Below are 21,437 nucleotides of genomic sequence, written 5' to 3'. Positions count from 1 at the left end.
GCGGCAGGCCCCCGACGGACCGCGGTCGACCCTGCTGATCGCCTGCGGTGCGCAGGTGGAAACCGGGGAGGACGTCGGTCGTGGGGGCCGAGACTGGTGTACGGACGGGTCCGCCCTGGATAATTGGGGCACTCGGGGGGTTTCGAGGTGCGTTCCCTCCCGCGCGTTCCCTGCCGGAGGTACGTCTGCATGCCCAGTTCACGAACGACCAGCGACGTGCCGTGGCGGGCCGCAGGGGACACCGCGAGCGGCGGTGACCCGGGACTCGACCGGTTGAAGGCGGTGCTGGGCGACTGGCGAAGCTCCCTGCTCGACCTCGGCGGGCGCAACCGGCTGCTGAACTTCCGGCACACGCGGACCGCCACCCTGGAGATCACGGCGCCCGACGCGGCCGCCCTGCTGGCCGGTCTCGGCCGGGGGTGGTCCTTCGCTCCCGTCGGGGGCGACGAGGACACGGAGGGCACCGGTGAGGAGGGCGGGGCGGAGGCCGCGGGCGTACCGGTGGCGCGCGACGCCTCCGCCGCCGGCCGGCCCGACGGTGTGCCCGGCCTCGTGACGCAGAAGAACACCCAGGCGGGACTGGACGCGTCGCTCTACCAGCTGCGTCAGAAGTCGGGGCAGACGTACAACGACTACGGCCTGTGGGTGCTCTGGCTCGGGGTCGGCATGCTGGAGTGGCGGGAGCAGGGCGCCGAGGAGTCGAGTTCCGCTCCGTTGCTGCTGGTCCCCGTGGAGCTCCGACGGGACGGCCACCGGCAGACGCGCCTGCATCCGGTGGAGGACCAGGACCGCATCCACAACCCGGCGCTCGCGGTGAAGCTGGAGCGGATGGGCGTCGACTGGAGTCCGGTCGCCGGCTGCGACCCGGCCGATCCGGCCGCGGTCCTGGCCGCGGCCCGGGAGCTGGCACGGGCGCAGGACCGCTGGTCGGTCGAGGAGCGCGTGGTGCTCGGCCTCTTCACCTCGCACAAGGAGGCCATGTACCAGGACCTCCAGCAGAACGAGGAGCGCATCCTCGCCCATCCGCTGGTCCGTGCCGTCGGCCTCGGGCCGGACGCGGGGCTGCCCGACGACTTGATCGGATTCGAGCCGCCCGCCCTCGACCGGATCGACGAGGTCCAGCTGCCCGAGCGGACGCCCCTGGTCCTGGACGCGGACTCCTCGCAGCGGCAGTGCATCGCAGCCGCGTTGGACGGCCGCTCCTTCGTCATGAGCGGTCCGCCCGGTACGGGCAAGAGCCAGACGATCACCAACATGATCGCCGCGCTGATGCACGCGGGCCGTTCCGTCCTCTTCGTCAGTGAGAAGGCCGCAGCGCTCGACGTGGTCCGCAACCGGCTCGGTGGCGCCGGCCTCGGGGACTTCGTGATGGCCCTGCACAGCGGCGACACCAGCAAGAAGGCGGTGGCGACGGAGCTCGAACGGGTGCTGACCACCGAGGTGCGGGCCACCGGTGCAGCCGAACACGAACTGGACCGGGCCCGTCGGCTGCGCGAGGAACTGTCGGCCTACGCGGCGGCGATGAACCAGACCCGTGAACCGCTGGGCCGCTCCCTCCACGACGCCCTGGGCCGTCTGGTCCTCCTGGAGCAGGCCGACACCCCGCAGCTCACCCTCGGGGTGCGCAGCACGGACCGGGTCCGGGGGCTCGCTGCCGGGGAGTGGCAGGCGCTGGTGGCAGCGGCCGGGGCCGTCGGTCGGGCCTGGCGGCCGGCGGCGGAGGGCGAAGCCTTCGTCTGGCGGGGGTTGAAGCGGACGGGTACCGCCGTCGCCGCCCCGGTCCTCGCGGAGGCCGCCGACGCGCTCGCGGACCTGCGGACGGCGGCCGAGCGCCGTCCGTTCGCCTCGACGACTCCCGAGCCGGACACCGTGCACGAGATGCGCCGGGTCGTACGGGTCCTGGCGGAAGGCGTGTCCGGCCCCCCGCCCGCCACGGCGGACCCGGTCGGCGGTCCCCTGCCGGACGACCCCTCCACGAGCCTCGCCCAACTGGCCGACCTGTTCGGGCTGCCCGAGCCCGAAACCCCCCGGGCCGCGTTCGACCTCCTGGAACTCGCCGATCTGACTTCCGTGGAGGGACGGCCGCCGGCCCGCTGGTTCGACGAGGACGGGTTGCGGGAGGCGCATCGAGCGGCTCGGGAACTGAGGGACGCGCTCGCCGCCCGCGAGGCCGCCCGTGCGGCGGCCGAGGACGTCTTCGGGGAACAGGTCCTGACGGCCGCGGAGCTGCCCGCCCTGACCGAGAGGTTCGCCGACCAGCACCGGGGCGTGTTCGCGCGGCTGTCCGGCTCGTACCGGGAGGACCGCGCGGCGGTGGCCGCGCTCACCCACGAGGGCGTCTGGCGCAAGACCCTGCCCCAGCGTCTCGATTCGGCCCTGGCCTGGCAGCGCGCCGCGGCTGATGCCGCGCGGCTGGCGGCGGACCACGGGGCGGCGCTGGGCGGCCACGCTCCCGCCGACGAGGCGGGGCTGGCCGCCCTGGAGGCAGTGCTGGCCGTGGCGGACCGCATCGCGGAACTCACCCGCGGGACCGCCCACCAGGACCTGCTCACCGACCGTCTGGCCGACGGCGCCGGGCCCGACCCGCTGCCGGGCGCGTTGGCCTGTGGGGTGCGGAGCGCGCTGGCCGCCTGGTGCGCGGCGGCGACGGGTCGTGCCGATCGCTGGGCGGCGTCCTCGGCGGCCCTGCGGGACCTCTTCACGGAGTCCCGCCAGGTCCAGCTGTCCCCCGACCTGTCCGGCTCCTTCGACCGGGCCCGGCAGGCCGTCGACGCACTCCGGGCCGATCCGCTCGGCCCGGAGGAATGGCAGGCGCACCACGCCGGATTGGACGTCCTGGCGCGTTACGGCGTCGACGAGCTGGTTGCGCGCGCCGTCGAGCGGGGAGTCCCGCCGCGGTCGTTGCCCGGCGCCGTGGAGTACGCGGTGCTGAAGTGCTGGGCCGACGACCTCCTCGCCACGGACGTCCGGCTCACCACGACCCGCTCCACGGATCTGGACGTCCGGGTGGCCGACTTCCAGGCGGCCGACCGGCGGTTGGTGGCCGCCGCGAGTGGTGCCGTGATCGAGGCGTGCAACCAGCGACGTCCGCGGCGGTTCAGCGGCGGGGCCGCTCAGGTGATCAAGAGGCAGGCCGAGCTGAAGCGCCGCCACATGCCGGTGCGGGAGCTGCTGGGGCGCACCCGTGACGTCGTCCGGCTGATCAAGCCGTGCTTCATGATGAGCCCGTTGACGGTCAGCCAGTTCCTGCCCGCGGACTACCACTTCGACGTGGTGATCTTCGACGAGGCGTCCCAGGTCCGTCCGGCCGACGCGATCAACAGCGTGTACCGGGCGGACGCCCTGATAGTGGCCGGCGACGAGAAGCAGCTGCCGCCCACCTCCTTCTTCGACTCGGCGGTCGAGGACGACTCCGACCAGTACGACGAGGACGTACCGGACAGCTTCGAATCGCTGCTGCACGCCTGCAAGGCGGGCGCCCTGCGCGAACTGGCGCTGCGCTGGCACTACCGCAGTCGTCACGAGGCGCTGATCACGTTCAGCAACCGGTCCTTCTACGGCAACTCCATGGTGACCTTTCCGGGGGCGTTGGACCACGGTGACGACATCGGCGTCGCGTTCTTCCAGGCCCAGGGCGTGTACGACCGCGGCGGCAGGCGGGACAACCGTGTGGAGGCGGAGTTCGTCGCCCGGCGGGTCATCCACCACTTCGACACCCGCCCCGACCGCACGCTGGGCGTCGTGGCCCTCTCCCAGGCCCAGGCGGCGGCGATCGACCAGGCGGTCCAGCAGGCCCGACTGCGCCGCCCCGACCTGGACCACTGCTTCACGGAGGACCGGCTCGACGGGTTCTTCGTCAAGAACCTCGAATCCGTCCAGGGCGACGAGCGCGACGCCATGATCATGTCGATCGGGTACGGCCCCGACGAACACGGCAGGCTCAGCACGAACTTCGGGCCCATCAACAAGGACGGCGGCTGGCGACGCCTGAACGTCGCCGTGACGCGGGCGCGCGTGCGGATGGAGGTCGTCGCCTCGTTCCGGGCCGGTGTCCTGACCGACAGCGCCAACGAGAGCGTCCAGCATCTGAAGCGGTACCTGGAGTACGCCGAGAACGGCCCCTCGGTCCTCTCGCACGATGTCGTCCAGGCCGACGCCGAGCCGGACAGTCCGTTCGAGGAATCGGTCCTTCAGGTGCTGCGTGACTGGGGCTACCAGGTGCAGCCGCAGGTCGGCGTCGCCGGATACCGCATCGACATCGGTGTGCGCCATCCGCAGTTCCCCGGCGCCTACGCGCTCGGCATCGAGTGCGACGGCGCGATGTACCACTCGTCGAGGACGGCCCGGGACCGGGACCGGCTGCGGGAGGAGGTGCTCGCCGGGCTGGGGTGGCGGCTGCACCGGATCTGGGGAACCGACTGGTACCGCGGTCGGGCGGGCGCCGAACGGAGACTGCGCGAGGCGGTCCGGGCGGCAGTGGAACGGGGGCCGATGACGGACTCCGACTCGACCGCGAGCCACTCCGCGGCGCCCGTCGAGGAACGGGCGCAGGACGCCCCGCCCGCCGGGCCGCTCCCTCCCGCCGACACGACGGCCCGCCCCGGTGCCGCCCCCGCGACGGGGGACGGAACGCCCGCGACGCCCCTGGAACACGAGCGCGTCCCCGTGGACACCGAGCCCGACCGGGCGTGGAGTTCCCCGTACGAGATCTGCCGGCCGACCGCCTCCTCGCCGTACGAACTGCACACCCCGCAGGCACGGCCCGCGCTGCGGGTCCTGCTGATGGGGGTCATCGAGATCGAGGGGCCCGTCCACGAGGATCTGCTGGTGCAGCGCGCACGGGAGGCGTGGGGCGTTGCCCGGGCGGGCAGCAGGATACGTGACAACGTGCGGGAAGTGGTGCACGGTCTCGTCCGTTCGAAGAAGGTCACCGCGGACGGGTCCTTCCGGGACGTCGCGGGTCGGGAGGAGCCGGGTGCCCGCGCACCGGGAGCGGGGGACGCCCCTCGCCGGGCCGCTCACATCGCCCCGGCCGAACGGCAGGTGGCGCTGTACGAACTCGCCGCGGAGTGTCCGGGCATGTCCCGGGACGAACTGGTCCGGCACGCGGCCGAGTTCTTCGGCTGGCGTCGCATGGGCCGGGACATCCGCGGCTTCCTGGACTCCGACATCGACGAGTTGTGCCGGCGGGGCAGGCTGAGGGAGTCCGCGGGCCACGTCAAGGCGGTCGGGTAGGGCAACCGCGGCGGCCCTCCGGTCACTCCCCGCCCTGCGTGGGAGCGAGCGGCGTACGCGCACCCGGTGCCGGGACGTCGTGGGGGGACGGCGTCCCGGTCATCGGGTGGAAGCGTTGCAGCAGGGGGCCGGTCATGAGGGTGGTCAGCACCGCCATCATGACCATGGCGGTGAACAGTCGGCCGTCGAGGACGCCGAGGGCGAGCCCGACGTTGAGGATGACCAGTTCGGTGAGGCCGCGGGCGTTCATGAGCACGCCGAGGGCGGCGGCCTCGCGCCGGTCCGCGCCGGTGAGGCGGGCGGCGCTGGCGGCGCCGACGAACTTGCCGGAGCAGGCCACCAGGAGCACGGCCAGCAGGATCAGGACGCCCTGGCCGCCCAGCCCGCCCAGGTCCACCGACAACCCCGTCACGATGAAGAACACGGGCAGGAGCAGCAGGCTCATCTGCTCCAGGCGTTCGGGGACTTCGGGGTGGGCGGCGGCCAACTGCGCGCGGGGGACGGCCGCGCCGAAGGCGAAGGCGCCGAAGACGGCGTGCAGGCCGAGGGCTTCGGTGGCCCAGGCGCTGAGCAGGAGGCCCACCACCAGGACGGTGTGCGCCAGGGCCGGGCCGGAGCGGCCGGGTGCGAACAGTCGGGCCAGGGCCGGGCGGACCAGGTGGCGCAGGGCCAACAGCAGGGCCAGCGAGGCGAGCGTCATGCGGACCAGCGGCCAGGCGCCGGTGCTGTTCGCGAGCGCGACGACCACGGCCAGGACCGTCCAGGCGAGGAAGTCCTGGATCGCCGCGCAGGCCACGGCCAGGGCGCCGATGCGGTGCCGTTGCAGGCCGCGTTCGCTGATGATCCGGGCCAGCACAGGGAAGGCGGTGATGGACATCGCGGCGCCCAGGAACAGGGCGGGGACCAGCAATCCGTCCACGGTCATCTCGGAGCGGTCGAACCACGGCTCGATCGCCCAGGCCAGTCCGGCGCCGAGGGCGAAGGGGAGGGCGACCGAAGCGAGGGACACCGCCGAGACGGTGCGGCCGTGCCCCTTCAGTTGCGCGGCGTCGAAGTGGTAGCCCACTCCGAACATGAAGAGGATCAGCCCGAGCTGTGAGAGGAGGTGCAGGTGGGGCCGGACGTCCGGCGGGAACGCCAGGTCGACGAGGTCCCCCGGGAGGAGGCCCAACAGGCTCGGGCCGAGGGCGATGCCGGCGAGGATCTCGCCCATGACGACGGGTTGCCGCACCCGCTGGGCGAGCCGGGCGAAGACGTGGGCGGCGGTGAGGATCAGGGCGAGCGCACCCAACAGGGAACCGAGGGGCGCCGAGGCTGCGGCGGCGAGGACGGACGGTTCCACGGGGGTGGCCCTCCTCCGGGTGAAGCGGCTGGCGGGAGTGGACGGTCGGCAGCCGGCGGCCCCTCCCGGACGGGAGTCGTCGATCCGCACGCACCCCCGCCCGGGCGACGGGGATCGGACGCACTCCCGTCGGCGTCCGGCACCAGCACCAGCACCGAGCACCAGCACCGAGCACGGGGTACGGGTCCGGGCCGCGGCGGTCTGTGGGGCTGCTTCCCGGTCGGTGGCCCGCCCATGCGGCGGGGGTCACGGCGCACGGACTCGCCTCGCCCGGTGGTGGCGCACGCCCGCGTGGGGCCGTGGCGCCGGTGGCACGGGGTGCGCCCCGAAGCTCCGGCCCCGCCGCACGGGCGGGGCCGGAGGGGGCTCAGACGGGTGCCGGGACGGGCGGGCTGCCGCAGGCCACCGTCCACCGGGGCCCGGTGCCGGGGCGCAGCAGGAGTTCCCACATGGTGCGCCGCCGCGGCTTGCCGCTGGACGTGCGGCTGATCGAGCCGCGGGAGCCCTGGAGGAAGGTCATGCGCAGGGTGTCCGGGGTGCGGGCGGAGACCCGGGCCCGGGCGGCGGCCAGCCAGTCGGGGGTGACCCGGCCCTCGACGAAGACCACGACGTGGTCGGCGCCCTGGGTGCTGCCGAAGGCCACCGCGCAGCCCACCGGGGCACCCGGTTCCCGCAGGTCCTTCAGGTCGGCCTCGACGTCCTCCGCGTACAGGCTGGTGCCCTGGACCGTCACCGACTCGCCGATCCGGCCCACCACGTACAGTTCGCCGTCGTCGACGAACCCGGCGTCGCCGGTGCGCAGTCCGTCCGGGGCGAACGGGACCCGTGCGCCGGTGGCGCCCTGGTAGCCGTCGGCCAGCGAGCGGCCGCGCAGCCGGATCTCGCCGAAGCTCCCCGCCGGCAGTTCGGCGCCCGAGGCGTCGACGACCGCCAGCTCGCTGCCGTGGACCGTCACCCCGCAGCCGGTGAGCCACCCCTCGCCGCCGACCCGGTGCTCGCCCAGGACCGCCCGTTCCCGGACCGCGACCGGTTCGCCGACCCGCAGGGCCGTCGCGTCGATCCGCACCAGCCGGGACCCCCGGCCGGCCGGCACCCCGCTGGCGGCCACCGTGGTCTCGGCCAGGCCGTACGCGCCGACCAGGGCGCGCGGCGCGAAGCCGTGCGGGCCCAGCAGGGCGGTGAAGTCGGCCACCCCGATCGAGTCGATCCGCTCCGCGCCGAGGACGGCGCCCCGCCACCGCGAGAAGTCCATGCCGGTGAGCTGTTCGGGGCGGACCCGGCGGGCGGCGTAGGCGTAGCCGAAGCCGGGGGCGGTGGTGAGGGTGGCGCCCCGCCGACCGAGGCACTCCAGCCAGCGCAGCGGGGAGCGCAGGAACTGGTGCGGTCGCATCAGCCACACGTCGGTGCCGGTCGCCACCGGCATCACCATGCCGCCGATCAACCCCATGTCGTGGTGGAGCGGCAACCAGCTCGCGAAGGAGTCCTCGTCCGTCCAGCGCAGCCAGCGCCGGCACGCCTCGGCGTTGGCGGCCAGGCTGCCCCAGGTGACCCGGACGCCCTTGGGGTCGCCGGTGGAGCCGGAGGTGAACTGGATCAGGGCGAGCTCCCCGTCCGGACGGCCCAGGACCTCGCCCTCCACCGCGTCGGCGCCCGGGCCGTCGGGGGTCCCGGGGGAGGCCAGCGCCCCGGGCAGCAGCAGCCGCGCGGCGGTGCGGCCGGCGCCGTCCAACCCCCGGCGCACCACGGCCGCGTGGTCGTCCTCGGTCAGCACCAGCTCGGGTCGGACGGCGCGGAACACCCGTCCCAGATGGGCGTGGTAGCGCTCGGTGCCGCGCAGCGCGGTGGGCGGGGCGAGCGGGGCCGGGACGGCGCCGGCGAGCAGGGTGCCCATGAACGCGCTGATGAACCGGTAGGGGTCGTCGAGGACCAGGGAGACCACCCGGCCCCGCTCCGCCCCTTCCGCCCGCAGGCGGCGGGCGATCCGCCGGGCGTCCACCGCGAGTCGGGCGTACGAGGTGAACCGCCAGGTCCCGTCGTCGCACGCCACGTGGATGCCGCGGGTGGCGCGGGGTGCTGATAACCAGTCGAGCAGCATGGCGTTCTCGTTCCTCCAGGGGGCCGGACACGGTCGGTCGGCGTGCGGTGCACCCGCTCCGATCCGCTCGACGGGGCAGCAGACTAAGTGCCGGCGGAGGGGATGGCGCAAGGCCGCCAGAACCCTTTCCCCGGCCGGCGGACCGGGATTTTAGCGAGACGAAAGGAGGGGTTCCCGGGAGTGCTCCCCGGGAGTGCTCCTGAATCGGGCCCGCGCTGCGGGGAGCGCCGTCGGAGAAGTCGACCGGGAGGATTCCAGAAAACGTCCGAACAAACGCGTCGGTCATCACAGTTTATTTCTTCCGACGCCGGGAAAAGGGCGGAACGCCCCTTGCGTTCCCGGTTGACGCATCCGGTTTCCGTGGGCAAAAATCACCTGATCCGTGGGGGACCGGACAGCACGCGTTTCGTACGCCGGCGGCACGTCCGGCTCGACGGGGCGAGGGCCTAGGCGTGAGTCCGAACGGGGCGGGGAACGTGAGATTTCTGGTGCTCGGGCCACTGGGAACGCAGGTCGGAGGCGGTCCGCAGACAGCGCCCGGGGCTCGCAAACTCCGGTCCCTGCTGGCCTACTTGTGCATCCACAGCGGGCAGGTCGTGTCCACGGCCCGACTCACCGCGGCCCTGTGGCCGGACGCCCCGCCGCGCACCGCGCCGACCGCCCTGCACGTGTACGTCTCCAAACTTCGACAATACCTCCACGCCCAGAGTTCCGGGATGGCCGCGGCACTCGCGACGTGCGCCCCCGGATATCGCCTCGACCTCGCGGACCACCAACTCGATCTGCGGGAGTTCGAGTTCCTGGTGGGGCGGGCGGAGGAACACCGGTCCCACCAGCGCACGGAGAAGGCGGCGGCGGCACTGAATTCCGCGTTGGCGCTGTGGCGGGGCCACGCACTCGCGGATCTGCGCACCCTGCCCGTTTTCGAATCCCTCGGCAGACGATTGGACGAGCGGTACACGTTCGCCTGCATGCGCCACTTCGAGGTCGAACTCGAACTCGGCAACCACCAGGGCATCATCGGCGAACTCCGTTCCCTGGTCGCCGAACGCCCGACCTGGGAGAGCCCCTACGAGTACCTGATGCTCGCCCTCTACCGCTCCGGCCGCGCGGTCGAGGCGCTGGACGCCTACCGGGAGCTGCGCAGCACCCTGGTCCAGGGGCTCGGGGTGGAACCCGGACCACAAGTGCGCCGGTTGCACCGGGCGGTCCTCTCGCACGACCCCTGCCTCGCCCCGGCCCGCCCCGGCGGGCTGCGGCCGGTCCCCTGACCGGGGGACCGGGCGCCACGAGGTCGCCGGGGCGCCGTCTCGTATGCTCCGGGCCATGAGCGGTGGGGACGGCGGCAGACGGGTCATCGACGGGCGCTTCGCGCTGGAGGCGCGCCTCGGCGGCGGTGGCATGGGCACGGTGTGGCGGGCCCGGGACCTGGCCCTGGACCGGCCGGTCGCCCTGAAGGAGGTCCGCCCCCCGGACCCGGACCTCGCCGAGTACGACCCCGAGGCGGCCCGGCTGCTGCGCGCCCGGGTGCTACGGGAGGCCCGGGCGCTGGCCCGCGTCGAGCACCCCAACGTCGTCACCATCCACCACATCGTCGACGGGGGCGAGGACACCTACCCCTGGCTCGTCATGGAGTTGGTCACCGGCGGCTCCCTCCAGGACCTCCTGGAGCGCGGACCGATGGCGCCCGCCGACGCCGCACGCCTGGGGCGCGAACTGCTGGCCGCGCTGCGCGCCGCGCACGCCGTCGGCATCCAGCACCGCGACGTGAAACCGGCGAACGTGCTGCTGCGCCCGGACGGCCGGCCCGTCCTCACCGACTTCGGGATCGCCGCGATCCGCGAGTCCACCGTGCTCACCGCCACCGGGTCGATCATCGGAACGCCCGACTACATGGCCCCGGAGCGGATCACCGGCGAACGCGGCGGCCCCGACTCCGACCTGTGGTCGCTGGCGATGATGCTGTACGTGGCGGTCGAGGGCCACCACCCGCTGCGCCGGGCGACGACCCTGGCCACCCTCGCCGCCGTCCTCAACGAGCAACTGCCCCCGCCCGTCCAGGCCGGCCCGCTGACCGGGCTGCTCACCGCGGTGCTGGTGAAGGACCCGGCGGCGCGCCCCGGCCCGGAGGCGCTGGACCGCATGCTGGCCGAGGCGGCCGAGGGGCGGGCCACCGCCCCCCACCCCGCCCCGTCCGCCGACCCGGCCACCTCCTACCGGCTCACGCCCCCGCCCGTCGCGCCGCCCCCCGCCGGGGCCGCCGACACGGTCCGGGCTGCGCCCGGCGGGCGGCACCGGCGCCGCGGGCTGGTGGTGGGCTCCGCCGCGGTGAGCGCCCTGGTCCTCGGCGTCGTGCTGTGGCAGGGACTGCCCGGCGGAAGCGGCGGAAGCGGCGGCAAGGGCGACGAGGACGTCGTCGCCGACCGGAGTCGCACCCCGACCGCGCCCGCCACCGGAGGCGCCGCGCCGGGCACCGGGGCGGCCCGCGAACCGGAGGGGGCGGCCGAGGGGGAACCCGACGCGCCCGAGGACCTGCTGACCCCGGGCGGCGTCCGGCACGCGGTCGACGTGCTGCGCCGGGAGACGGGCTCCGACCGGTTCGGCAGCTTCACCGTCTACCCCGAGTACGTGTCCGCCTCCGTGATGCTCAAGGGCAGCGACACCAAGTTCGACCGGTACCTCTACCGCCTCGACAACGGCGTCATGAAGCTCCCGGCCAGCGGCACCCTCAGCAACGAAGTCCCCATGGACCTCGACGCGTTCGACTGGGACGCGCTGCCCCGGCTGCTGGCGCGGGCCGAGAAGGACCTCAACGTGGCGGAGCCGACCACCCGCTACCTCGTCGTCGATCCGGTCGACAAGGTCTTCGACACCCCGCAGAGCCTCTCGGTCTACTTCTCCGACGCCTACGGCAGCGGCTACCTGAAGGCCGACCCGAAGGGCGAGGTGACCGAAGTGCACCCCGCCGAGTCCTGACCCCCGCCCCGTCCCACCCCCCCCGGAGCACCCCGTGACCGCTTCCTCGTCCCGCCCCGCACCCGAACCGGCGCCGTCGGTCCGACGACCCGGCGAGGCGCCGGACTTCCTCGCCTTCTGGCGGGAGCGCCACCTCGGGTTCCTGTCCACCGCCCGCCCGGACGGCTCCCACCACCTGGTGCCCGTGGGCGTCACCTACGACCCCGAGGCCGGCGTCGCCCGGGTGATCTCCAGCGCCACGAGCCGCAAGGTCCGCAACGTGCGTGCGGCGGGAGCCGCGGCGCGGGCCTCGGTCGGTCAGGTCGACGGGCGGTACTGGTCCACCCTGGAGGGGTCGGCCGTGGTCCGGGACGATCCGGAGTCCGTCGCGGACGCCGAGGCGCGCTACGCCGCGCGCTACCGGACGCCGCGGGCCAACCCGCAGCGGGTCGTCATCGAGATCACCGTGACCCGCTTCCTGGGCACCGTCCGCCCCGAGCCGCCGGCGCCCGCGGACTGAACGGCCCCGTTCGCGAAGGCCGTTCCGACCGCGGGCGCGCTGCGGTGCGCGGGGTCGGTCAGCGGGTCTCGGCCGGGTACGCGGCCGGGGTCCGCTCCCGCCCCCGCAGCCGGTAGCTGCCGCCCTGGAGGGTGACCACCTCGGCGTGGTGGGCGAGCCGGTCCAACAGGGCGGTGGTCATGGGGGTGTCCCCGAAGACCTCCGTCCAGCGGGCGAACGGCTTGTCGCTGGTGACCACGACGGACGCCCGCTCGTAGCGGTGCGAGACCAACCGGTACAGCAACTGGGTCTCGTCCGGGGTGAACGGCAGGTAGCCGATCTCGTCGACGACGATCACCGGGTACCGGTCCAGCCGGTCGAGCTCGTCCGTCAACCGCCCGGCCGAGCGGGCGTGCGCGAGCCGGGCCGCCCACTCGGCGGCCGTCGCGAACAGCACGTCGTGACCGGCGCGGCAGGCCCGCAGGCCGAGGGCGACCGCGAGGTGGGTCTTCCCGGTTCCGGGCGGCCCGAGGAACACCGCGTTGGCGCGGTCGTCGACGAAGCCGAGGGTGCCCAGCCGGGTCACCGTCTTCCACTCCGGGGACCGCGTGAGGTCGCCGCCGAAGTCCTCCAGCGTCTTGCGCCCGGGGAACCCGGCGGCCCGGATGCGGTCCTCCGCGGTGGCCGGAGCCGACGGGACGGTGCGGGAGCGGGGCGACACCTGTGCGGGGACGGTCGCCGTCCGCCGCACCGACCGGGCGCCGCCCTCGGCGCCCTCGACCACGGTGACGGCCGCCAGGGTGGCCGGGGTCGCCGGGGCGGGGTGCGCGGCGCCGCCGGCGTGCGGCAGCGCCGGTTCGGTGCGGCCGTGCGCCGCCGCGCTCCGGCCGAGCCGCTTGCGCCGGACCCGTTGGCGCACGTCGGATCCGCCGCCGGGACGGCCGTCGTCGTGGCCGCCGTGCCCGTCGTGACCGTGACGGCCCCGGGACTCCATCGGGCCCGACATGTACGCGAGGAGCACGGCGGACAGGATGAACGCCATGTGGATCACGGTGCCCCACAGCAGGGAGTGCTGCGAGGTGTGGGAGACGTCCACGAACATCTGGAGCAGGTGCACCGAGGAGATGCCGACGATCGCGGTCGCCAGCTTGACCTTCAGCACGTTGGAGTTGACGTGCGAGAGCCACTCCGGCTGGTCACGGTGGCCCTGGAGGCCGATCCGGGAGACGAAGGTCTCGTAGCCGCCGACGATCACCATGATCAGCAGGTTGGCGATCATCACCACGTCGACCAGCTTCAGCACGGCGAGCATCACATAGGTCTCGTCCGCCTGGCCGCTGATGACATGGGCGATCAGATGGCACAACTCGTTGAAGAACTTGTAGACGTAGACGCCCTGGGCGGCCACCAGTCCGAAGTACAGGGGTGCTTGGAGCCAGCGGGTGGCGAACAGGGCGTAGCCGATGGACGAGGCGGCGTAGCTGCGGATGTTCGGAGCGGACGGGGGAACGGGGGCGGGGGCGGGGGCGGGACCGAGCAACGGCTCTCCAAAGTGGTGTGGGGGGCATGGCAATCGGTGCAAACCGACCGCGCACACGCTTCCAACGACCCGATGGAGGTGGGCGTCACCCCTGTCGTTCCCGAACCCCTTCTGCTAGGAGCTGCACATCTTCGTGTCACCCCGCACCTTCTTCACTCCCTCGGGGGGCGCGCTCGACGGCGTGACGGGAACGCCGGGGCCCTTGAAGTCGGCGCCGAGCGTCAACGTCATCGGCTCCGCCACTCCGTGATCGGCCCGTGCCTCCAGGGCCTTCGCGGAGAGACCCATCATGTCGGCGAGTGCACGGGCCTGTTCGACCTGGGCCGGTGCGTACACCAGGGTCGTGGTGGCCGCCTTCGCGGGCGCGTTGCTCTGGTTGACGGCGCCGGCCACGCCCCGGGTGTCCACCAGCCAGGTGACGGTGTTGTTCGCGGCGCCCACCAACTCACCCCCGTTGTAGACGTTGACGCCGATCTCGCCGGGCTCGGCGCGAGGGCCCTTGAGCACGTCGTCCCGCTTCTTCGCGTCCGCCTTCCGCTTCTTCTTGACCTCGGTGAACGACACGTCGTTCCGCACGGCCTCGAAGACGGCCGGGGCCCGGGCGGGGTCGAGCACGACGGTGGCCTTGACCCGCTCCGCGGGATTGTCATTGACCGGGATCGTGGTGAAGCTGATGTGCTTCAGATCGACTTTGCCCAACTCCTTGGCAAGTGAGGTGAGTTTGGGGATCGATCCGATACCGCTGTCCACGGTCAGGTTCTTGGTCATCGCGCTGGCGAGGCCGTACATCTTCGTCGGGCTGTCGAGGAAGTCGCTCTTCGCCTTGCGGATCATCGAGGCCACGAACTTCTGCTGCATCTCGATGCGGTCGAGGTCGCTGCCGTTCTTGGTGGCGGCGCGGCTGCGCACGAAGGCCAACGCGTCCTCGCCCTCGATGGTGTGCGGCCCGGCCGACAGCTCCAGTTTCGCCTTCTCGTCGGCGACGGGCCGGTCGAGGCAGACCTCCACCCCGTCGAGGGCGGACGTCAGCGCCTTCACCGCGTTGAAGTCCACCATCATGAAGTGGTCCAACTCCACCCCGGTCAGCTCGGTGACCGTCCGCATGGTGCACCCCGGGTCCCGCCCCTGCTGTCCGTAGGAGTTGTTGAAGCGGGTGCGCGGGGTGCCGGGTATGACCGCGAAGCCGCCGTCCTCCTGCTTGGTCCGGCAGTCGGGTATGTCCGTGATCAGATCGCGGGGGATGCTGAGCGCGGTGGCGTTCGACCGGTCGGCCGACACGTGGAACAGGAACGTGGTGTCGGCGTGGCCCGCGCTGCCCTTGTCCCCGTAGCCCTGGTTGCCCTTGCCGGTGCGCTTGTCGGTGCCGAGGAGCAGGATGTTCAACGGGCGCCCGGCCAGGTCCTTCCTGCCGCTGCCCGCGTCGCCCACGTCGACGGTGGCGATGTTCCCGTCCAACTGCCGGTACAGGTAGTACCCGGTGGCGGAGGTGCCGACCAGCACCACGCCCAGCACCCCGCCGGTCCACAGCAGGACCTTCCGCTTGCGGGACGCCTTCGGTCTGCGCCCGCGTCTCCCGCCCGCCTCGGCGGCTTCCGCCGTCCCCCGTGAGCCCCGCCCGCCGCGTCGTCCCGCCGCGGTCGTGGACGTCGACGCACCGCGGGACCCGGACTCCGCCGTCCCGGACCGCCGCGACCCGCGGGACCGGGCCGGCTCGCCGTCCGCCCGCCGCCGTTCCGGCGCCCCGGCCCGGCGCCGGGGCCCGGGCACCGGAGGGTCGGGCACCGTGGTGCCCCCCGCGGCAGGGTCCGGGCCGGTCGGGGATGCCTCGGCGGGGTCGTCCAGGCGCAGTTCGTAGGTGCCGGTCTGCGGGTTGCGCACCCACAGGTCCGCGGCGTCGAACCCGCCCTGTTCGCCCCGGTGGTCCGCGTTCATTCCGCCTGGCTCCTCTGCACTGTCCTGTGCGGCGCTCTCCTCCCCCGTGGAGATGCCGAGGCGGCCGTCGCGGTTGTGCGGGACCCGGAAACCGCGGGTCCCCCGACCTCGGGGTCCACCTGCGGGGCGCACGTCGGCGTTTCACTTCCGTGACCTTTCGCCCCTGCTCGGAAGTATCGGAGCGGGACGTGCGATGCGGGAGGGGCGCCCAGCAGTGTTATACGTGAGAAACGCAACGCAAGAACCGGGCTTTTCTCATACAACCTTTCGCCACTCGAACGCAGTGCCAGGTGGGATGGGGGCTTGTGTGGCGGTTCGTGCGGCTCGATGGAGGTCGGCGTTCCGCTCCGCCCTCACTTCGCGTCCGCGTAGCACTCCACCGCCGCCGTGGTGAACGGGAAGCGGACGGGGGTCGGGCCGAAGGTCAGGCGGGCGGCGGTGGCGGCTGCGGAGCGGATCGCCGCGGTCACCCGGTCGACCTCGTCGGCGGGGCAGTGCACGATGACCTCGTCGTGCTGGAAGAACACCAGTTCGGCCTTGAGGTCGACCAGGTCCGCGCGGAGCGCGGCCAGCAGCAGCAGGGTCCAGTCGGCGGCGCTGCCCTGGACCACGAAGTTGCGGGTGAAGCGGCCCCGGGCGCGGGAGTCGGTGGAGGCGTAGCCGGGCACGAAGGCGTCGGCGTCCCCGGCCGGTGCGGCGTCCCGGGGGTCGGGCTGCTGGGGGATGCCCGCCTCCTCGCGCCCGCTCTCCCCGGAGCCCGCCGCCGGGGGACAGGTGCGCCCCAGCCAGGTGCGGACCAGGCGGCCCTCCTCGCCCGCCCGGGCGGCCTCGTCCACGTACGCCACCGCGCGCGGGAAGCGGCGGCGCAGCGCGGCGAGGTTCTTGAGCCCGTCGCCGGAGGTCTGGCCGTAGACCGCGCCGAGCACCGCGAGCTTGGCCTGCTCGCGGTCGCCGGCGAAGGCGCGTTCCGACACCTCGCGGTAGAGGTCCGTGGCGCGGCCGGCGACCTCCATCAACCCCGGATCCCGGGAGATCGCGGCGAGCACCCGCGGTTCCATCTGGTCGGCGTCGGCGACCACCAGCCGCCAGCCGGGGTCGGCGACCACCGCGCGCCGGATCACCTTGGGGATCTGGAGGGCGCCGCCGCCGTGGGTCACCCACCGGCCGGTGACGGTGCCGCCCGGCAGGTACTCGGGGCGGAACCGGCCGTCGCGCACCCAGTCGGCGAGCCAGGACCAGCCGTGCGCCACCCAGATCCGGTACAGCTTCTTGTACGCGATCAGGGGGCGCACCGCCGGGTGGTCGACGCCCTCCAGCTCCCAGCGGCGGGTGGACCCGACCTTCACCCCGGCCCGGGCGAACGCCTTCACCACCTCGGCCGGGAGGTCGGGCCGCACCCGGTGTCCGAACGCCGCCGAGACCTCGTCGGCGAGCTCCGCCAACCGGCGCGGTTCCCCGCCCGCGTACCGCTCGCCGAGCAGTTCGCGCAGCACCTCGCGGTGGACGTCCGCGCGCCAGGGCAGGCCGGTCGCGTTCATCTCGGAGGCGACCAGGGTGCCCGCGGACTCCGCCGCCGTGAGCAGCCGCAGCCGGTCGGGGTGGACGCCGGCGTCGTGGCGGCGCTGCTGCTCCGCGTACACCTCCAGCAGGGCCGTGAGCGGCATGGGCACCGGGCCGGGTTCGAACAGCGGGGCCTGGGCGCCGGGTTCCGCGGGCCGCTGCGGCGGATCGGGCGGGACGGGCCGGTCGTGCAGCCGTGCCCAGGCCGCCGCGGCCGAACGGGGTTCGCCGAGGCGCCCCTCGTGGCCGAGGAGGAGCGCCTCGGCGGCTTCCACGTCGTAGGCGCGGGGCACGTGCACCCCGGCGGCCAGGAGCCGGGGGTGGACCTCCGCGGTGGAGCGCCAGATCCACCGGGTCGCCGAGGGGCGGGAGCGCACCGCGGCCACCAGGTCGGGTTCGGTGGTGGGCGGTGCGGAGGGCAGCCCGTCGGCACCGAGGGGGGCCAGCTCCGCGCCGCCGTCCTCGGTCGGCGCCAAGGCCCACCGTTCGACCATCCCCCGAGTCTCGCACCGGCCACTGACAGGCCGGCCGGGCTGCGGGGCGCGGCGCACGCGACGGGGCCCGCCCGGTGGACGCCGCCGCCCCGTCCACAGCCTGTGGACGAGGCGCGCCGCACCGGACGGGCCGGAGGTTCCGTCGGGCGGCCCCGGTGGAGGACGGTCAGACGGCCTTGGGCGGTTCTCCCCTCTTGTTGGCCACCCGGACGAGGACGGGCTCGTCCGCGTTGGCGTCGGTGATCTCGTAGGGGCCGTTGACCGGGTTCGCGGGCAGGACGTATCCGTCCGGGACGGCTGTTTCCCGGACGTAGTACTCGCCGGTCGGGAGGTCGTCGAAGAGGCAGACCCCCTCCTCGTCGGTGGCGCAGCCCGCGCCGTTCACCCGGGTGTCGGCGGGGGTGGAGCCGACGGCCCGGGTCTGGAGGCCGGGGACGCCGTTGGTCTCGCGCCACAGGTCGAAGACCGCCCCGGCGAGCGGGTCGCCGCTCTTGGCGTCGGTCTTGACGACCTGGACGGCGCCCCTCACCGCGGTCGCGGTGTTCCGCGCGGTGACGGTGACGCCGGTGGCGGCGTTCTCCTCGGTGAGGACGAGGGGGCCGAAGACCGGGTCGGCGGGGAGTTCGTAGCCCTCGGGGGCCGTGGTCTCCTGCCAGTAGTAGGTGCCGGTGGGGGCGGTGCGGCGGCAGGTGCCGTCCGCGCCGGTGGTGCAGGGGGCGCCGATCCCGGTGTCGGGGTCGGGGCCGGTGTCCTGGAGGCCGGGGACGCCGTTGGTCTCCTCCCAGAGCCGGACGACGGCTCCGGCGAGCGGCTCGCCGGTGGCCGCGTCCTCCTTGACCACCGCCACGTCACCGGTGGTCGGGGCCCTCGGGGTGACCGTCTCCGCGGTGCAGTTCGGGTCGCAGCCCGGGTCCTCGGTGCCGGCGCCCGGGGTGACCGTCACGGTGTTGGCGAGTTCCTCCGTGGTGTTCGCGGCCGGGGTGCCGGTGAGGGTGAAGGTCACCGAGCCGCCGGCCGCCACGTCCACGGTGGTGTCCAGGTCCCCGGTGCCGGACGGCTCGCCGCAGGCGCTCGCCTCGCCCTCGGCCGTGCAGGTCCAGCTGACGTCGGTCAACGCCGCGGGCAGCGGGTCGACCACCCGCACGGCGTGCGCGTCCTGGGGGCCCGTGTTGGTGACGGTGACGGTGTAGGTCAGCGGCTGGCCCGGGACGTACGCGTCGGCGTCGGCGGTCTTGGTGACGCCGAGTCCGACGTCCGCGCAGCGCCTCGGGTACAGCACCTGCGGCTTGCGGGTCTCGTGGATCCAGGCGCCGCCGCCGTCGTAGACCAGGGCGTCGGCCGGGGTGTGCGTGTCGCCGACCGTGACGCGGGGGCCGCAGGGGCTGCCCCAGTCGTTGTTGCCGCGCTGGCCGACCTCCTGCCGGGCGGCGGCCGGCGGGGCGGTGGCGTCCCGGGCGTCGACGGCGACCACCCCGTCGATCATGTCGTTGTCGGTGTTGGCGTCCTGCCCGGTCTCGGCGTTGGGGAAGGTGCGGATCGCGACGGAGTCCTTGGGGAAGACGTTGCCGCGTACCAGGACGGTGTCCCGCATCACGCGCCAGGTGCCGTCCTTCTCGCCCAACTGGATCATCGGACCGGGTCCGGTGAACACGTTGCCCAGGACGTCGATGCCGGACGAGGAACGCGACTGCTGGTCCTCGGGCGTGTGGGGGAAGGTCGCCGGGTCGAGGTTCTCCAGTGCGGTGCCCGCGCGGACGGCCGCCGCGTTCTCGGCGAGCGGGGTGAACTCGATCTCGTTGTCGTTGACCGTCACGTGGTGCGCCGGAACCGCGTAGACCACGTAGGCCGCGGGGCCGCCGCGCACGGTGTTGCGCAGGTAGTCGAGGGTGTCGCCGCCGTACGGGAAGAGCACGCCGGTCGGGTTGTCGGTCAGTTCGTTGTCGACGAAGGTGATGTCGCTGCTGTTCTGGATCCGGTCCAACCCGTCGGCGCTCGCGGACGGGTTGATGGTCAGGTTGGCCACGCCCTCGTTGTCGGTGAAGGTGCTGTCCTGGACGGTCAGCCGGATCACGGACTCGGTGTACGTGGCCCACCAGGCGATGCCGCGGACGGTGACGTCGGTGACCGTCACGTCGGTGGTCATGTCCCAGTAGAAGGCGTTGGCACCGTCGGTGAAGGAGGAGTTCTCGACGGTGATGTGGTCCGAGTAGTAGAAGCGGACCGCGGCCGAGCCGCGGCGGGCGTCGTCGGGGTTCTCGTAGCCCTCGACGGTGACCCCGGTGATCCGCACGTCGGTGTTCTCGTAGCCGCCGATGCCGATGCCGCCTCCGCCGGACGCCCCGGCGACCAGGGCCAGTCGGGTGCCGTCGACCCGGAAGCCGGTGTTGTTGGCGACCATGATGCCGGTGGCGACGTCGGTGAGGGCGCCCCCGGTCACCACGGGGCCGTCCAAGGGGTGGCCGGCGGTGCGGACCCAGACCTGACGGATGCCGGTGCGCACCCCGCTGACCCGCGGGTCGTCCAGGGTCACCGAGGTGGCGCGGGCCAGGTCGATGCCGATGCCGGTGCTGCCGGGGGCACCGGTGACCGTCACGTCGGTCAGCCGGGCGTCGGTGGTGGCCCCGAGACTGATCCCGGTGGTGCCGACGACGTCGACCGTCACCCGGGTCATCCGCGGGCCGTCGCCGGTGGTGGCGGCGGCGGTGGCGATGCCGTACGCGTACCCGGTGACCGTGCTGTCGGTGAGGACGACGCCGGTCGAGCCGCCCAGGTTGATGCCGTAGGACCCGGCCAGCGAGGTGCCGGTGACGCTCACGTCGGTGAAGGCGGCGCCGGTCGTCCGGCCGAGGAGCACGCCCTGCTGGGGCGCCGCGATCTCCACTTGGGAGAACCGGGGGCCGACGCCGGTGGCCGCCGTGGACATGAAGTAGCCGCGGGTGACGCCGGTGATCTTCGCCTCGCGGACCACCACGGCCGTGGTGTTGCCCGCGCTGATGCCGGTGGAGGTGCCGTTGGCGGCGTTGTCGCCGTTGTCGAAGACGTAGTCCTCGACGGTCCGGCCGGTGGCCGGGGTGCCCGCGAAGGCGATGCCGGTGACGGAGGCGAGGTTGGCGGTGTTGGTGATGCGGACGCCGTCCAGCACGGTGTCGGCGGAGGTCGCCGCGACCGTGATCACGGTCTTGCTCGCGGCGGTGGGTTCGAAGGTGACGCCGCTGACGGTCAGCCCGGTGCCGGTGACCGAGAACAGGGCGGTGATCACCGTGTCGGAGGCGCTGGTGAGCGTCGTCTGACGGGGCACGGTGAGCGTCTTGGTGAACACGTAGGCGTCGGGGACGACGTGGACGGTGTCCCCGGCCGCGGCGGTGTTGAACGCCTGTTGCAGGGTCAGCAGCGTCGGCGGTTGGGTGGGGCCCACCCAGGCGATCAGCGTGTCGTCCGCCGGGTTCACGATCCGGGGGCCGGACGGGGCCGCCGGGCGTGCGGCCCGTGGTGCGGGGGCGCGGTCCGTTGCCGCGTCCGGCGCCCCGGCCGCCTCCCGGGCGGGGCGGGCGGGGCTGCTGTCCTCGACGACGGCGGCCGTCGAGGAGGGGGCCGCCGAGGCGGGGGGCGCCGTGGTGGCCCCCCACATCCCCCAGGCCACGAGGCAGGCCAGGGCGGCCCGCACCGATCTGGCCGCGGCCGATGGACGTCTTCGGTTCAAGGTTTCTCCAGGGCGCTCCGGCGCTTCCCGGGCATGGGCGACGCGGTGCCCCGAAACCAAACAGGACGGGGGAACGGCCCCGGGT

The 21,437-nt window shown here is 73.7% G+C and carries 10 protein-coding genes and 1 pseudogene; 5 read left to right on the top strand and 6 right to left on the bottom strand.

Annotated elements, in window-relative coordinates:
- The first annotated feature begins 189 nt into the window (after positions 1 to 189).
- Positions 190 to 5,235 (top strand): DUF3320 domain-containing protein, encoded by a 5,046-nt coding sequence (locus tag ACSMX9_RS11575; RefSeq protein WP_445402145.1) that lies wholly within the window; start codon positions 190 to 192, stop codon positions 5,233 to 5,235.
- 22 nt (positions 5,236 to 5,257) lie between these two features.
- Here ACSMX9_RS11575 and ACSMX9_RS11570 read toward each other — a convergent pair whose 3' ends face one another.
- Both ACSMX9_RS11570 and ACSMX9_RS11565 read right to left on the bottom strand, forming a co-directional pair.
- On the bottom strand, positions 5,258 to 6,577 hold the full coding sequence (locus ACSMX9_RS11570; RefSeq protein ID WP_445402143.1) for a cation:proton antiporter: 1,320 nt from the start codon (positions 6,575 to 6,577) through the stop codon (positions 5,258 to 5,260).
- 367 nt (positions 6,578 to 6,944) lie between these two features.
- Positions 6,945 to 8,672: an AMP-binding protein gene (locus ACSMX9_RS11565; RefSeq protein ID WP_445402141.1), complete on the bottom strand. Its 1,728-nt coding sequence runs from the start codon at positions 8,670 to 8,672 to the stop codon at positions 6,945 to 6,947.
- 452 nt (positions 8,673 to 9,124) lie between these two features.
- Here ACSMX9_RS11565 and ACSMX9_RS11560 point away from each other — a divergent pair.
- From ACSMX9_RS11560 to ACSMX9_RS11545, 4 genes and pseudogenes are all read left to right on the top strand, one after another.
- Positions 9,125 to 9,385, top strand: a pseudogene (locus ACSMX9_RS11560) (AfsR/SARP family transcriptional regulator); the annotation flags it as partial.
- A 3-nt stretch (positions 9,386 to 9,388) separates the two neighbouring features.
- Positions 9,389 to 9,943: an AfsR/SARP family transcriptional regulator gene (locus tag ACSMX9_RS11555; RefSeq protein WP_445402960.1), complete on the top strand. Its 555-nt coding sequence runs from the start codon at positions 9,389 to 9,391 to the stop codon at positions 9,941 to 9,943.
- 55 nt (positions 9,944 to 9,998) lie between these two features.
- Positions 9,999 to 11,648, top strand: coding sequence for a serine/threonine-protein kinase (locus ACSMX9_RS11550; protein ID WP_445402139.1), 1,650 nt, complete (start codon positions 9,999 to 10,001; stop codon positions 11,646 to 11,648).
- 34 nt (positions 11,649 to 11,682) lie between these two features.
- Positions 11,683 to 12,147 (top strand): TIGR03618 family F420-dependent PPOX class oxidoreductase, encoded by a 465-nt coding sequence (locus ACSMX9_RS11545; RefSeq protein WP_445402137.1) that lies wholly within the window; start codon positions 11,683 to 11,685, stop codon positions 12,145 to 12,147.
- A 58-nt stretch (positions 12,148 to 12,205) separates the two neighbouring features.
- Here the strand turns inward: ACSMX9_RS11545 and istB are convergent, their stop codons facing one another.
- From istB to ACSMX9_RS11525, 4 genes are all read right to left on the bottom strand, one after another.
- The gene (gene istB / locus ACSMX9_RS11540) at positions 12,206 to 13,666 is read right to left on the bottom strand and encodes an IS21-like element helper ATPase IstB (protein WP_445402135.1); all 1,461 of its coding nucleotides are present in this window, start codon (positions 13,664 to 13,666) and stop codon (positions 12,206 to 12,208) included.
- A 114-nt stretch (positions 13,667 to 13,780) separates the two neighbouring features.
- Positions 13,781 to 15,598, bottom strand: coding sequence for an LCP family glycopolymer transferase (locus tag ACSMX9_RS11535; RefSeq protein ID WP_445402133.1), 1,818 nt, complete (start codon positions 15,596 to 15,598; stop codon positions 13,781 to 13,783).
- Between the two features lie 353 nt (positions 15,599 to 15,951).
- Positions 15,952 to 17,652 carry a bifunctional 3'-5' exonuclease/DNA polymerase gene (locus ACSMX9_RS11530; RefSeq protein ID WP_366114671.1) on the bottom strand — a complete coding sequence of 567 codons (1,701 nt, stop codon included), beginning with the start codon at positions 17,650 to 17,652 and terminating at the stop codon, positions 15,952 to 15,954.
- A gap of 166 nt (positions 17,653 to 17,818) precedes the next feature.
- Positions 17,819 to 21,352, bottom strand: a complete 3,534-nt coding sequence (locus tag ACSMX9_RS11525; RefSeq protein WP_445402131.1) for a SpaA isopeptide-forming pilin-related protein — start codon at positions 21,350 to 21,352, stop codon at positions 17,819 to 17,821.
- Between the last annotated feature and the right edge of the window lie 85 nt (positions 21,353 to 21,437).

The sequence above is a fragment of the Streptomyces sp. LE64 genome, assembly GCF_052606915.1.
The sequence above is the reverse complement of the archived record's forward strand: the minus strand, read 5'-3'. Positions and strand labels throughout refer to the sequence as shown.

What these genes read in the sequence shown, in the direction of transcription:
- ACSMX9_RS11575 (WP_445402145.1), top strand. Translation starts at nt 190, where the DNA reads ATGCCCAGTTCACGAACGACCAGCGACGTGCCGTGGCGGGCCGCAGGG.
- ACSMX9_RS11565 (WP_445402141.1), bottom strand. Translation starts at nt 8,672, where the DNA reads ATGCTGCTCGACTGGTTATCAGCACCCCGCGCCACCCGCGGCATCCAC.
- ACSMX9_RS11555 (WP_445402960.1), top strand. Translation starts at nt 9,389, where the DNA reads ATGGCCGCGGCACTCGCGACGTGCGCCCCCGGATATCGCCTCGACCTC.
- ACSMX9_RS11550 (WP_445402139.1), top strand. Translation starts at nt 9,999, where the DNA reads ATGAGCGGTGGGGACGGCGGCAGACGGGTCATCGACGGGCGCTTCGCG.
- ACSMX9_RS11535 (WP_445402133.1), bottom strand. Translation starts at nt 15,598, where the DNA reads ATGAACGCGGACCACCGGGGCGAACAGGGCGGGTTCGACGCCGCGGAC.
- ACSMX9_RS11530 (WP_366114671.1), bottom strand. Translation starts at nt 17,652, where the DNA reads ATGGTCGAACGGTGGGCCTTGGCGCCGACCGAGGACGGCGGCGCGGAG.